Raw genomic sequence first — 13,557 nt, forward strand, 5'->3', positions numbered from 1 at the left:
ACTTATAGGCATCAACATGTTCCAGCACTCACACCTGCTTAAACAAAAAAAGCAGAAGTTACATATCCATCCAATATTCAAATATATAAATACCCTTCCAAAGTTGCAGTACTTTATGGAAAACCACGTATTCGCCGTGTGGGACTTCATGACACTCACCAAACGCCTGCAACATGACCTCACCGGTATGCGCCTGCCCTGGTTACCGCCAACGGACCCGCAAGCGGCTCGCCTGATCAATGAGATCGTATTGGGAGAAGAGTCGGACGCGTATCCCGGCCATGGGCACGGCAGCCACTTCGAGTTGTACCTGGAAGCCATGCGTGAAGTCGGCGCGAGCACGGCGAACATCGAGCGGTTCGTCAGCCTGCAGCGTGACGGCAACGATGCAGAAACGGCCCTGCAAAAAATCGATATCCACCCGTCCGTGGCCCGGTTCGTCAGAAGTACCCTGCAGGTTGCCCTGGACGCCCCGACGCACTGCGTGGCGGCTGCCTTTCTCCACGGGCGCGAGAGCGTCATCCCGGCGATGTTCAAGCGCATCCTGGAGGAGTGCGAGGTGCTCCATCGCCAGGCGCCCACCTTCTGCTACTACCTCAAGCGCCACATGGAGATCGACGCCCAGGAGCATGGCCCGGCGGCAACGCAATTGCTGCAACGCCTTACCCTCGGCGACCCAAGCCGCGAGCAGCAAGCCGACAGTTGCGCCCTCGGCGCCGTGGAAAGCCGCCTGGCCTTATGGGATGGGTTGCATAGGTGCCTGCCGGAGATGAGCGCATGAACCCTGCCGACTACCGCTCATTTGCCGACGACTGGGAGCGCCGCGCGACCATCCGCACACGCCCGCGGCGGCGGCTGGAAAACGATCAGAAACTGATCTACCCCCTGAGCCGACAGCCCCTGGTGCTGAGCGCAACCTTTATCGACCGATGCCCGCAGTGCCGTGATTTTGTCTTGCTGCAGACGTTCTACAAGTTCATCAACGACGTGGTGATCTTTGAAACCGAGATCGTCGACAAGACCGCACGCAGCATCGCCAAGAATCGCTTTTCGGTGCCCTTCCCGCTTGCCTGTCGCTACGACGCCATGACCGTGGTGGTGGACGAGGATTACCACGCCCTCGTCGCCCTCGATTTCATGCAACAGACCATCGAGATGACCGGGATCCCACCCCTTGAACTACCCGCGCAAATCGAGCTGAGCCGCGCCTTGCCTGCCGCACTGGCGCTGGCGCCCGAACACCTGCGCGATGCCATGGAACTGATTGCCGTGGCCATCGCCGAGAACACCGTGACCCATGACGTGGCAGCGTTTTCCAAGGACGACAGTGTCAAGCAATCCATCCGTGGGTTGATGGCCGACCACTTGTTTGACGAGGGCCGCCACGCGCTTTTCTGGACGCGCCTGGTGCGTATTTATTGGCAGTCTGCAGACGCCGCGGACCGCGACTGTATCGCCCGGATCCTGCCGGTTTTTCTCCAGCATTACCTGACCCACGACCTGCAGAAAAACTTCGACCTGCACTTGATCGAGCACCTGGATGTCAGTGACGGCACGCGCTCTGCGCTGCGCACTGAAGTGCAGGCGATGGGCTTTCCCATTACCCGCCAGCACCCGTTGATCGGCAATATCATGGGCTTCCTGAACCACAGCGGCCTGCTGCAAACGCCGAGTGTGGTTGGGGCGCTGGATGCCTTTCTTGCGGCGCCAGGAGGGCACCCATGAGGCACCTGAAGATTGGGCTGGCGGGCTTCAGCGCGGCGCTGAATGAACTGGGTGAGACATTGGCGCAATACGGTCATGGGGTGGTGCGAGCACAGGATGTCACCCACCTAGTAGACCTGCTGATTGATGACGGTAGCGAGGAGGTTCCGCCCGGCGTGACGTGCACAGCCTTGATGAGCCTGCGCGTGGGTATGGGAGCGTTGACCGACTGTGGATTGCCGGCCCTGCAGTTCAGGTGTTACGCCCACTCACGGCGACTCCTGACAACCCTGGAGGTTGCCGGAGAAGCCTGTGGCAATGGTCAACGGCTGCGTCAACACGCAGTACGCAGCCTGGTGGAGTGGGTAGCCCAACAGGTGAGTGGGTTCTCCCGGGACCCGGGCTATTTCTCGCAGGCGGCCGTCGCCTCTGATGATCCGGAACACGGCCTGCAAGCGCTCGCATCCCTGGCGTACCTGCATCGTTTTAACCTGACGGCCGATTTGGCTCTGCAGCAGCAAGCCCAGGTACCCTTGATCGAACGATTGGAAAACAGTCTGCAAACCTTCGCCGACCGGCCAGCGTTGAACATTGCCGGCAGCGGGCTGACTTACCGACAGTTGCATCGCCAGAGCCTGGCTATCCAGCACCGTCTGAGACCTCTGCTTGGGCCCCACGACACACCGCCGGTAATCGGCGTCTGCCTGGACAAATCCCTGGAGCTGTACGCCAGCATTCTCGCGGTACTCGCCTGCGGTGCGGTGTACCTGCCCCTGGAGCCGGGCCACCCGCTGCAACGCCAGCAAGCGATGCTGGAAAACGCCGGCGTCTCGGTGCTGCTGGATGATGGCAAGCATCCACTGCGGGACGGGTTTTGTGCATTGGATGTAAGTGCCGTCGACACTCCCGACACCTCGCTGCCAATGCCCCAGCGCCCCGCCATGGACGACCCTTGCATGGTGCTCCACACCTCGGGCACTACCGGCCAACCCAAGGGCGTGCTGCTCAGCCAGCACAACCTGGCCCATTTCAGCGCCTGGTTCGGGGGTCATGTGCAGCTGAGCGAACACAGCCGGGTCTTGCAGTTTTCGCCCTTGAGTTTTGACTCGTCCCTGATCGATATCTTCCCGAGCCTGATCGCGGGCGCCGAGCTGATCGTGCCCAGTGAAGACCAGCGACGCGACCCGCAGCAACTGGTGGAGTTGATCCGACAACAGCGCGTCACCCACGCCTTCCTGCCGCCGGCGCTGCTGAGCATCCTGCCGCTGGATCAACCCCTGGGCCTGGCGCACCTGATGACCGGAGGCGACGTGTGCGAGCCCTATGTCATCGAGCAGTTGGCAGGCCAGTGCCGCCTGCACAATTTCTACGGGCCCACCGAAGCCACCGTGCTGGTGACCAGCCACACGTTGCAGCCGGGCGACAGCAATCGCAACCTCGGCACGCCCATCGCCAACAGCCAGGTACTGATCCTCGACGAGCACCTGCAACCGGTGGATGAGCAGGTGTTGGGCGAACTGTACATCGCCGGTCCCGGCGTCAGCCTGGGTTACCTCAACCAGCCGCGTCAGACCGCCGAGCATTTCGTCCCCCTGGAGTTGCCCGACGGCCAGACCTTGCGGGCCTACCGCACAGGCGACCTGGCGAAGTGGACCGCTGCCGGCATCGAGTTGGTCGGGCGCCGGGATCAGCAGGTGAAGATCCGTGGGTTCCGGGTCGAACCGCAAGAGATCGAACATTGCCTGCGCAGCAGTCAGCTGTTTCGCCAAGTGGCGGTGGTGATTGACCGTGAGCGGCGAATCCTGGCTTTTGTTGCTCAGCCCGAAACACAAGACGCCCTGCCTGCACTGACGCAGCATGCCCGGCAAACACTGCCGGACTATTTGCGGCCAACCCTGTGCACGGAACTTGCGAGCATGCCGTGCACCCCCAACGGAAAGGTCGACCGCCAGGCATTGCTGGCGTTACCGACTCCAACGCTGCCGGCCATCATTCACGGCGAACCGCACACGCCCATGCAAGTGCAGTTGCTCAACCTGTGGAGCGAGTTGCTGGGCATGCCGGTCACGCAGCTGTCGGCCGACGAGAGCTTCTTCAATCTTGGCGGCCATTCCATCCTGCTGTCGACGATGCTGCTGCGTATCCGCGAGCAGTTCGGGCGCAGCCTCTCCCTCAGCCGGTTTTTTGAAACCCCCACGGTTCGTACCCTCGCTACGCTGATGGGGGACGACGCACCACCCGAAGCACCGACCGGCCAGGCTACCCGGGATGCGCTGCGTGAGCTGCATGTGCAGGCATTGCCGGCTGAACAGGCGGGCGAACGTCGCCGGGTGATCGTGACCGGGGCCAACAGTTTTCTCGGGGTGCATATCGTCGAGGCACTGTTGGCCGAGGGTGCACTTGAAGTGGCGTGCCTGGTGCGCGAACGGCCCGGACATTCGGCGACCGCGAGGTTTGCCGAGGCCCTGCGAGAGTACCGTCTGGAACACCTGGACCTGAGCCGGGTGCAGGTGTATGCCGCCGACATCAGCCAGCCGCGTCTTGGCCTGTCGAGTGAGGTGTATGACTACCTCGCCGGGGAGTTCGGCGTGTTGGTGCACAACGCCGCCCACGTCAATCATGTGATGGATTACGCCACCCTGGCCAAGGACAACGTCGAACCGGTGCTGGAATGCCTGCGCCTGTGTGAAACCCGGTGCAAGAAGGTCTTCAATTTTATCTCGACGCTGTCGGCCGCCAGCAGTATCGACGCACATGGCCAGGTACTCGAAAACCCCGCCGCGGCCACCCCGCCGCTCTACATCCAGAATGGCTACAACCTGTCCAAATGGGTTGCCGAACGCTTGCTGGGACGCGCCGCAGCGCAAGGTGCCTGGGTCAATATCCATCGCCCGGGGAACATCAGCTTCAACAGCCGCAGCGGAGTCTGCGAGCCACAGAAGAATCGCCTGATGTTGATGCTCAAAGGTTCACTCCAACTGGGCCTGGTGCCGCACCTTGAGTTGAATTTCGACCTGATGCCGGTGGACTTTCTCGCCCGGTTTATTGCGTTCCAGAGCAGCCGCTGCCGTGCTGGAGGGACGGTGTTCAACCTGCATAACCCGCAGCCCCTGAGCTGGGAAACCTACGTCGACGCCTTTCGCCAGGCAGGCCACGCATTCGAGCTGGTGAGCGTGGCTCACTGGCAACGTCACCTGCACACAGTGGACAGCCGCAATGCGCTGTTCGGCGTACTGGGCTTCTACCTCAACGGGGTAGGCGAGGACATCGGCGATACCTCGATGATCCGCCATGACAACGCACGACGCGGCGTCGAGCAGATGGGCGGACGCTACCCCGAAAAAAATCCGGCGCTGTTACGCAAGGGCTGCGAGTACCTGCGCAGCACCGGTTTCCTGTGACCAGGCTCTCAATTGAAGGAAGACCTTATGAAACCCGATACGTTGATTCGCAACCCTCGCGGCAAACCTGTGGTGTCCTCAGTTGTGGTTGCCTGTGATGCAGCCAGTGCGTGGGCGGTGGTCGGTGACTTTGGCGGATTTGATCGATTCATCCCCGCCTTGTCCCACATCGAAATCACTGGTGCGGGCGCGGGATCGCTGCGCAAGAAGTTCTTCCACGATGGACACCTGGTGGTGGAGCAACTCAACAGCCGCGACGAGCAGGCCATGCGCATGACCTGGACCACGATCTACAACACCTTGGGCGTAGCACGGTTGTGGGCCGCCATGGATGTCGAACCGTTGGGAGCAGGATCCTCACGGGTGACCTGGACGATCATCGCCGAGCCGGTTGAACCTGGCGCGGAGGGATTTGAGCCGTTTGTGCAGGCATTCGCCGACGGTGCGCTGGCGAATGTGCGAGCGATGTTTGGCTAAAGGAGACAGGAGCGAGCAGGCTCGCTCCTGTGTGTTCATCGATCAGATTTTGAAACTGTCGACCAACTGCTTCAGGCGGTTGGCCTGTTGAGACAAGGCGTCGCAATCCTTCAAGGTTTCGTTGAGGTTGGCCACGCCCTGCTGGTTCAGCAGGTTGATCTGGTTGATGTCGACGTTGAGGGTTTCCACCACGGCGGTCTGTTCCTCGGTGGCGGCCGCTACCGACTGGTTCATCCCGTCGATCTCGACGATCCGCTGCGTCACGCTGACCAGGCGCTCACCGGCCTGGTTGGCGACCTCGACGCTTTCTTCACTCGAGGTCTGGCTGGCGTTCATCGTGGTCACGGCCTCACGCGAGCCAATCTGCAGCGAGGTGATCATTTTGTGGATCTCTTCTGCCGACTCCTGGGTGCGGTGCGCCAGGTTGCGTACTTCATCCGCCACCACGGCAAACCCACGCCCGGCCTCACCGGCACGTGCCGCTTCAATCGCGGCGTTGAGGGCCAACAGGTTGGTTTGCTGGGAGATGCCTTTGATCACGTCCAGGATGTGGCCGATGTTGTCGGTGCTGGCGTTCAGGGTTTCAATCTGCGTGCAGGACAGGCTGATTTTTTGCGAAAGCTCCGACATCGCCAGGATGGTTTTCTCAACCACCTTGCGCCCATCATCGGCCTGCTCACTGGCACCGCTGGCGTGTTGCGAAGCATCAGCGGCGTTGCGCGCGATTTCCTGCGTGGCGGCCCCCAGTTCGTTGATCGCTGCGGCCACGCTGTTGGTGCGCGCGCTTTGTTCGTCGGAACCGATGATCGACGCGTTGGACGAGGCCATTACTCGCTGGGACAGGTCGTGCACCTGGCGCGTCGCCGAGGAAACTTCGGAAATCGACGCGTGAATACGCTCGACGAATTGGTTGAAGGCACTGCCCAAGTCACCGAACTCGTCTTTGCTTTCCACTGTCAGGCGGCGGGTCAGGTCACCCTCGCCCTGAGCGATGTCCTGCATGGCGCGGCCCATGGTGGTCAGCGGGCGCATCAAGACCTGGATCAGGACGCTCAGGAACACGGCAATGGCGGCAACCGCAATGAACATGGCGATCAATGCCGAGGTACGGAACTTACCCAGCGGTGCGTAGGCTTTGTCTTTGTCGATCGACAGGCCGATGTACCAGTCGGCATTCGGCAACCCGCTGATCGGGGTGAAGGACAAAATCCGTTCCTGGCCATTCAAGACCACTTCCTGGCTGAGCTTCTCGATGCGCACGTTGGTGCCCGGGTAGATGTCCTTGAGGTTCTTCATCACCTGGTCCTGGTCCGGGCTGACAATCACCTGACCATCACCGCTGACCAGGAATGCATGGCCGATGCCGCCGAAATCCACCGAGTTGATGATCTTCACCAGGGTTTGCAGGCTCAGGTCACCGCCGACCACGCCAAGCAGTTCGCCATTCTTTTTCACCGGCATCGCGATGGTCACGATCAGCCCGCCTACCGCAGCCATGTAGGGCGGTGTAAGCATGGTCTTGTCGGCTGCGACAGCTTGCTTGTACCAGGGACGCTGACGCGGATCGTAGCCATCGGGCATTTTGGCGTCGGGACGCTGGGTGAACACGCCGTTGGTGGAACCGACGTAGGTGAACTGGAAGTTGGAGGTAAATGCCGACTGGTCGACCAACCCCGGAAGATCGGCAGAGCTGCCTTGATGGGCCACGTTTTGCGCGAGGCTTTCCAGTACCAGCACCCGCCCGCTGAGCCAGTTCTGCACGCTGCTGGCGGTGAGTTCACCGGATTGCTGAATGGACGACTCCAGGTTTTGCCGGATGGTATTGCGCTGCAAGTAGTCGTTGTAGAACGTGAATAACGCGAAGGCCAGAACCACTACGCCTGACGCGGCCAACAGAATTTTATGACTGAACTTGAGATTCATTTCATTGACTTCTTTTTGCCAAAAGGGGGTGAGCGTGCCGGATGCAACATTCCATGTAACGGTATAGGCAGACTCTGCGACTGCTCTATTTCGGTGCACGCATGGCTCGTCAGGCTTTCGGCCAAGGCAGGATAAATCTTAGGAATTTGTGAGAAGCATCTGCTTTTAATGTCAGAAACCGACCAGTGGTAGCGCTCTAACGTCAGGAGTTGCAAAATTTTTCAGGCTTGTCGACAATGCGACTAATTATCATTTGTGACGCTTTGCCAGGCCGTGTGAATGCCCTCATCCGAGTACGCAGTACAGACGCTTTACAGCAACCATCATGGCTGGCTGAACACTTGGCTGCGCAGCCGTCTGGGTAACGCAGCGGATGCGGCGGACCTGGCCCAGGACACGTTCGTGCGGCTGCTGCAAAAAACCGAACGTTTCGAACTCAAGGCCCCTCGCGCTTTCCTGCGCACTATCGCGCGGGGCCTGGTGATCGATCATTGGCGTCGCGAAGAAATCGAGCGCGCCTACCTGGAGTCCATCGCGCATTTGCCCGAAGCCTTGGCGCCGAGTGCTGAAGAACGTGCGTTGATTCTGGAATTGCTGGAGTCCATCGCCCGGCTTCTGGACGGACTCAAGCCCAAGGTACGCAAGGCGTTTCTACTGGCTCAATGCGACGGCCTGACTTACAAGCAGATTGCGCAGCAGATGGGTGTATCACTGCGTTCGGTGGAGCGCTATGTCGCCGAGGCGCTTTATCACTGTTATGTGCTGCGGTATGAGGCATGACCTCGATGGATAACACCGCGCGCGCAGGAATCGACCCGCAGGTGGTCAAGCAGGCCATCAGCTGGATGCTGCGTCTGCGTAACAATCGCGCCAATGTCCGCCTGAAGGCGCAGTGCGAGCACTGGCGCGAGGCTCATCATGAACACGAGTTGGCCTGGCAACGCGTGCAGGCACTGCAGCATGAATTAAGCAGCCAGTTGGCGGCGATTCCCGGGGCCCATGTGGCGCTGGAGAACAGTGCCCAGCGCCTTGGGCGCCGGCAGGCATTGAAGGTATTGTCCGGCGTGCTGTTGATGGGTTCGGCGGCCTGGGTCAGCCGAGACCTCACCGGCTGGCAGCGTTGGACCTCTGACCTGGCTACCACCACTGGCGAACGCCGTAGCGTGCAACTACCGGATGGCACGCGCCTGCAGCTCAATACCGATAGCGCAGTGGACCTCGACTTCAACCCGCAACAACGCTTGATCACATTGGTGCGTGGGGAAATCCTGGTGACCTGCGGCGCCGCGGCGACCGCCCCCCTGCTGGTTCGCACCCGCCATGGTTTGTTCGAAGGAATAGACGGGCGATTTGTGGTGCGCCAGGACAGCGATTGCACACGTCTGAGCGTCGCGTCAGGCAACGTGGCGATTCATTCACCGCATACCGCCGACGGGCTTTTTACTCAAGTGCATGCAGGAGAAAGCTACCTGGTGCGTCAGAATGCGGCCGCTCTGGCACCGCCTTCGGATATGGATACAGGGGCCTGGGCCGACGGATTGATCGTCACCCGCAACATGCGTCTTGCCGATTTCCTGGCGGAGGTGGGGCGCTATCGCCATGGTTATCTGGGCTGCTCGAGCGATATCGCAGATTTGCGCTTGTCTGGTGTTTTTCGCCTGGAGGACACCGAGAAACTATTGGCGATCCTTCCGCAGACGCTGCCTGTGCGCCTGCGCTATCGCACCCGCTGGTGGGTGAGCCTGGAGCGTCAGGCCTGATTATTTTTGGCGTGCCTGATTTATTTTTGGCGGCTTTTTTCCGTGAGTCCGGCTTAGACAGTAAGCAATTCAATCTGCCTTCAGCGACCTCTACGGATCTCGATAATGACTGTGCGTTTTTTCAGCAACTCTCCCTCTTCCTACCCTTTGCTCGGCAAAGCCGTACGCGCAGCATTGCTGTCGACCACGATGAGCATCGGCTTGCTGCCAGTGGCCGGTGTCGCGGCTGATAGCGGGGTCGAACGTATCAGCCAGCGCTATGACATCCCGGCAGGCGCGCTGAGCGATGTGCTCAATCAGTTTGCCCGTCAGGCAGGCATCACCCTTTCCAGCACGCCTGCGCAGACTCAGGGCCGCCAGTCTCCCGGACTGCACGGGGAGTACTCGGCCGAACAGGGCCTGAGCCAATTGCTCAACGGCTCAGGCTTGCAGGCGCAGGCGCAGGACGACGTGAGTTTCGTGTTGCAGGTCCAGCCCGAGAGCGAGGCGCTGACCTTGCCGACCACCGACATCAAAGGCTTCGCCCTGGGTAATGCCCTGGGCAGCATGGAAGGCTACAACGCGACCCACAGCCAGATCGCCACCAAGACCAGTACCGCGCTGCTGGAAACGTCTCAGACGGTTTCAGTGGTGACCCGCGAGCAGATGGACGACCAAGGCTCGCAAACCGTTGCCCAGGCCATGCGTTACACCCCTGGCGTGCTGACCAACCCTTATGGCGCCACTCACCGCTATGACTATGTGGCGATGCGTGGTTTCAACGACGGTTCGGTGGATAACATCTACCTGGACGGTTTGAAATCCATGGGTGACAGCGGAACCTACAGCACCATGCAGGTGGACCCGTATTTCCTCGAGCGCGTAGATATCCTCAAAGGACCGTCATCGGTGCTCTACGGGCGCAGCTCGCCGGGTGGGCTGGTGGCGTTGACCAGCAAGAAGCCATTGTTTGAGCCATACCATCAGGTCCAGGCCACGATAGGTTCCCAAGGGCAGCGAGGCATGGGTTTCGACTTCAGCGGCCCGGTGGATGACGACAAGCGCATTGCTTACCGACTGACCGGTCTTGCAGACAAGTCCGACACGCAATTCGACCATGCCAAGGAAAAACGCTACGCGCTGGCACCCACCTTGAGCATCGACTTTACCGATGACACGTCCCTCACACTCCAGGCTTACCTGCAGCATGACCCCGACGGTGGCTACCACGGAGGCATGCCGGCAGATGGCGCGCTGCATCAGCGCAACGGCCAGCGGATCTCCAATCACTTCTTCGAAGGCGAACCGGGCATTGATGGGTACAAGCGTGATCAACAGTCGTTCGGCTATCAGTTCGAGCATCGCTTCAATGATGTTTTCACGGCGCGGCAGAACTTTCGGTATCTGGACTCCAAGGTCCGGCTGGACCAGGTGTATGCCTATGGCTGGACCACGCCCACCAGTAATGAGCTGAATCGCTACTACTCAGGCGGTGACGAAAAGCTGCATGCGTTCATCATCGACAACATGCTGCAGGCTGAATTTTTTACCGGCGCGACCAAGCATACGGTGTTGATGGGGGCGGACTATCAGCGGCGCAAAACCGTCGTGGACTGGAGCAGCGGCTCTCTTGCGCCAATCAATGCGTTCAACCCGGTGTATGGCAATTCCGAGATCAGCTATTACAGCCCAACCAGTTATCTGCGCCGGCTCGAGCAGACCGGCGTTTACCTGCAAGACCTGATTGAGATGGACAAGTGGCGGTTCTCCCTCGGGCTGCGTCAGGACTGGGTTGAGACCTCCGATGAAAATCGCATTGCCGAAGCGGGACGACCGCTGGGCACAGAGATCAGTGATAAACGTACCAAACTGACCGGCCGGGCCGGAGCGCTCTACTTGTTTGATAACGGTCTCGCGCCCTACGTCAGCTATTCCGAATCCTTCAACCCGAACTCCTATTCGGACAGTGCCGGCAATCCCCTTGCACCTACCGACGGCACCCAGTGGGAAGTCGGCTTGAAGTATCAGCCGCCGGGTACCGACAATTTGTTCACGGCCTCGCTGTTCCGCATCGACCAGGAAAACCTGGCGACCAAACTGCCGCAGGAAAACTTCTATCGCGCGGTCGGCGCTGTGCGCTCCCAGGGCCTGGAGCTGGAGGCGCATGTGCAGTTGACCGACCATCTCAAATTGTTGGGCAGCTATACCTTCACCGATATCGAGTATTCGAAGTCGATGGTCAGCACGCTGAGTACTGCGGACAACGTGATCGAGAACAAGGGGAACTCGCCGACGCAGGCGCCGCGTCATATGGCGTCGGTATGGGCAGACTACAAGTTCGATAGCGGTGCACTGGATGGCCTGCGACTCGGTGGTGGTGTTCGTTATGTCGGCTACAGCTGGGCAGATGCGGAAAACACCATGAAGGTGCCCGCCTACACGCTGTTTGACGCCTCGATGGGTTATGACCTTGGCAAGGTGGGACTGAAGGGTGTGGATGTACGCCTGAATGCCAACAACCTGACGAACGAGTCTTACGTGGCGTCGTGTGCCAGTTTGAACTTCTGCTACCTGGGTGAAGAGCGCAACGTCAGTGCGACGGTGAGCTACCAGTTCTAATCCCTCTCGATTCATACAAAGCCAGTTCCTGATTCCAGGCGCTGGCTTTGTCGTCTTTGCAGGAAATTTTTATGCGCGCATTGCTGGTTTTACTTCATCGCTACATCGGGTTGGCAACGGCGTTGTTTCTGATGATGACGGGACTCACGGGCAGCCTTCTGGCGTTTAACCATGAGTTGGATGAATGGCTCAATCCCGGCTTTTATGGAGCAACGGCCAAAGGTTCGGCATTGCCGCCAGGTGAACTGGTGGACACGTTGCAGGGGCAGCATCCCAAACTGCAAGTCTGGTACATGGAGTATCCACAAGAGGCCGGTCATACCGCGATGCTGGCGGCAGTTGCGAGAAACGATCCGGCGACGGGCAAACCCTTTGAGGAGCCCAACCAGGTCTTTTACCTGGATCCGGTCAGCGGCGAAGAAATGGGCCGGCGTGTTTGGGGGGCTTGCTGCTTTCAGCGCGAGAACTTCATTCCGTTCATTCTGGAATTTCACTACAACCTGACACTGCCGGGTAATTGGGGTTTGTGGCTGATGGGACTGGTGGCGATCGCATGGGTGTTCGATTGTTTTATCGCGCTGTGGCTGACCCTGCCGAGAGGTAAACCGTTCTGGAAGAAGTGGTTCACGGCGTGGAAGATCAAGGGCGGCCACGCTTACCGGCTGAACTTCGACCTGCATCGTGCAGGCGGGTTATGGCTTTGGCTGTTGTTGCTGCCGATTGCAGTCAGCAGCGTCGCGATGAATTTGCCGAGCCAGGTGTTCAAGCCTGCCGTCTCGCTGTTCTCACCGGTTGAGCCTAGCGTCTATGAGGCCCGTGGCGGGTTACCCGCCGAGCAATTGGGCGTGACACAACTGAGTTATCAACAGGCCTATGAGCGGGCGCTGGAGGAAGGCAAGCGGCTGGGACTGACGGCGGCGATTGGAGAGCTTTACTACAGCTTTGAGTACAACTTTTATGGGGCGGGTTTTGGACAACATGATACCGAGGCCCATGGGAAATCCTGGTTGTTTTTCCACGGGACGGATGGGCGTTTACTGGGGCAGGAACTAGCAGGGCAAGGTACGTTGGGAGAGCGCTTTTATCGGCTGCAACTGCCGATCCATGGGGGCAGGATCATCGGGGTGACGGGTCAGGTGCTGATTGCGCTGCTGGGAGCTGTGATCGCGATGTTGTCTGCTACCGGGATCTATATATGGTGGCGCAAGTTAATGGCCAGGCGAAGCAGTAAGGCACGCAAAGGGTGAGCCGGTCCTAGTTGTTTGCCCAGCCCTTAAACGACAAAACCCCTGTCTGCGCTAGCAGACAGGGGTTTCGGAATTCAATCTTGACGATGACCTACTCTCACATGGGGAAACCCCACACTACCATCGGCGATGCATCGTTTCACTGCTGAGTTCGGGATGGGATCAGGTGGTTCCAATGCTCTATGGTCGTCAAGAAATTCTGTGTACCAGACCGTTGCGTTCGCAACGTGCCGGTGAAAATCATGGACTTCTACATAAACAAAACCCCTGACTGCATAAGCAATCAGGGGTTCTGGAATTTAATCTTGACGATGACCTACTCTCACATGGGGAAACCCCACACTACCATCGGCGATGCATCGTTTCACTGCTGAGTTCGGGATGGGATCAGGTGGTTCCAATGCTCTATGGTCGTCAAGAAATTCGAGTACTGAGTCGTGGCCAGCT

The 13,557-nt window shown here is 59.4% G+C and carries 9 protein-coding genes and 2 rRNA genes; 8 read left to right on the top strand and 3 right to left on the bottom strand.

Going from position 1 to position 13,557, the window contains the following annotated elements; all coding sequences use genetic code 11:
* The first annotated feature begins 16 nt into the window (after positions 1 to 16).
* From HX873_RS22165 to HX873_RS22180, 4 genes are read left to right on the top strand one after another with little or no spacing between them, the layout of a single operon-like run.
* Positions 17 to 781 carry a DUF3050 domain-containing protein gene (locus HX873_RS22165; RefSeq protein WP_102605413.1) on the top strand — a complete coding sequence of 255 codons (765 nt, stop codon included), beginning with the start codon at positions 17 to 19 and terminating at the stop codon, positions 779 to 781.
* Positions 778 to 1,725: a diiron oxygenase gene (locus HX873_RS22170; RefSeq protein ID WP_102605414.1), complete on the top strand. Its 948-nt coding sequence runs from the start codon at positions 778 to 780 to the stop codon at positions 1,723 to 1,725. The genes HX873_RS22165 and HX873_RS22170 overlap by 4 nt, the downstream gene beginning before the upstream one ends.
* Entirely contained in the window at positions 1,722 to 5,105 is a 3,384-nt protein-coding gene (locus HX873_RS22175) for an amino acid adenylation domain-containing protein (RefSeq protein WP_177123203.1), read from the top strand. The genes HX873_RS22170 and HX873_RS22175 overlap by 4 nt, the downstream gene beginning before the upstream one ends.
* Before the next feature lie 27 nt (positions 5,106 to 5,132).
* Positions 5,133 to 5,582 (top strand): SRPBCC family protein, encoded by a 450-nt coding sequence (locus HX873_RS22180; RefSeq protein WP_177123204.1) that lies wholly within the window; start codon positions 5,133 to 5,135, stop codon positions 5,580 to 5,582.
* 42 nt (positions 5,583 to 5,624) lie between these two features.
* Here the strand turns inward: HX873_RS22180 and HX873_RS22185 are convergent, their stop codons facing one another.
* On the bottom strand, positions 5,625 to 7,505 hold the full coding sequence (locus tag HX873_RS22185; RefSeq protein ID WP_003218243.1) for a methyl-accepting chemotaxis protein: 1,881 nt from the start codon (positions 7,503 to 7,505) through the stop codon (positions 5,625 to 5,627).
* A gap of 279 nt (positions 7,506 to 7,784) precedes the next feature.
* On the opposite strand from HX873_RS22185, the gene HX873_RS22190 reads away from it, so the two are divergent.
* The 4 genes from HX873_RS22190 to HX873_RS22205 all read left to right on the top strand — a co-directional run bounded on the left by HX873_RS22190 (position 7,785) and on the right by HX873_RS22205 (position 13,110).
* A complete protein-coding gene (locus HX873_RS22190) occupies positions 7,785 to 8,285 on the top strand; it encodes a sigma-70 family RNA polymerase sigma factor (RefSeq protein WP_008433614.1) in 501 nt (166 codons plus the stop codon).
* Positions 8,282 to 9,265 (top strand): FecR domain-containing protein, encoded by a 984-nt coding sequence (locus HX873_RS22195; RefSeq protein ID WP_003218246.1) that lies wholly within the window; start codon positions 8,282 to 8,284, stop codon positions 9,263 to 9,265. The genes HX873_RS22190 and HX873_RS22195 overlap by 4 nt, the downstream gene beginning before the upstream one ends.
* A 105-nt stretch (positions 9,266 to 9,370) precedes the next feature.
* Entirely contained in the window at positions 9,371 to 11,863 is a 2,493-nt protein-coding gene (locus HX873_RS22200; RefSeq protein ID WP_177123205.1) for a TonB-dependent siderophore receptor, read from the top strand.
* A gap of 71 nt (positions 11,864 to 11,934) precedes the next feature.
* Positions 11,935 to 13,110: a PepSY domain-containing protein gene (locus HX873_RS22205; protein WP_177123206.1), complete on the top strand. Its 1,176-nt coding sequence runs from the start codon at positions 11,935 to 11,937 to the stop codon at positions 13,108 to 13,110.
* Between the two features lie 78 nt (positions 13,111 to 13,188).
* On the opposite strand, the gene rrf (HX873_RS22210) is transcribed toward HX873_RS22205, so the two are convergent.
* Both rrf (HX873_RS22210) and rrf (HX873_RS22215) read right to left on the bottom strand, forming a co-directional pair.
* A 5S ribosomal RNA gene (rrf, locus tag HX873_RS22210) occupies positions 13,189 to 13,304 on the bottom strand.
* A 109-nt stretch (positions 13,305 to 13,413) separates the two neighbouring features.
* Positions 13,414 to 13,529, bottom strand: a 5S ribosomal RNA gene (gene rrf / locus HX873_RS22215).
* Between the last annotated feature and the right edge of the window lie 28 nt (positions 13,530 to 13,557).

The organism is Pseudomonas sp. P7758 (assembly GCF_013386485.1).
Classification (GTDB): Bacteria; Pseudomonadota; Gammaproteobacteria; order Pseudomonadales; family Pseudomonadaceae; genus Aquipseudomonas.

Excerpts from the sequence above, each read along its gene's own strand:
- HX873_RS22185 (WP_003218243.1), bottom strand. The coding sequence starts at position 7,505 with ATGAATCTCAAGTTCAGTCATAAAATTCTGTTGGCCGCGTCAGGCGTA.
- HX873_RS22195 (WP_003218246.1), top strand. The coding sequence starts at position 8,282 with ATGACCTCGATGGATAACACCGCGCGCGCAGGAATCGACCCGCAGGTG.
- HX873_RS22200 (WP_177123205.1), top strand. The coding sequence starts at position 9,371 with ATGACTGTGCGTTTTTTCAGCAACTCTCCCTCTTCCTACCCTTTGCTC.
- HX873_RS22205 (WP_177123206.1), top strand. The coding sequence starts at position 11,935 with ATGCGCGCATTGCTGGTTTTACTTCATCGCTACATCGGGTTGGCAACG.
- HX873_RS22190 (WP_008433614.1), top strand. The coding sequence starts at position 7,785 with ATGCCCTCATCCGAGTACGCAGTACAGACGCTTTACAGCAACCATCAT.
- HX873_RS22165 (WP_102605413.1), top strand. The coding sequence starts at position 17 with ATGTTCCAGCACTCACACCTGCTTAAACAAAAAAAGCAGAAGTTACAT.
- HX873_RS22175 (WP_177123203.1), top strand. The coding sequence starts at position 1,722 with ATGAGGCACCTGAAGATTGGGCTGGCGGGCTTCAGCGCGGCGCTGAAT.
- HX873_RS22170 (WP_102605414.1), top strand. The coding sequence starts at position 778 with ATGAACCCTGCCGACTACCGCTCATTTGCCGACGACTGGGAGCGCCGC.
- HX873_RS22180 (WP_177123204.1), top strand. The coding sequence starts at position 5,133 with ATGAAACCCGATACGTTGATTCGCAACCCTCGCGGCAAACCTGTGGTG.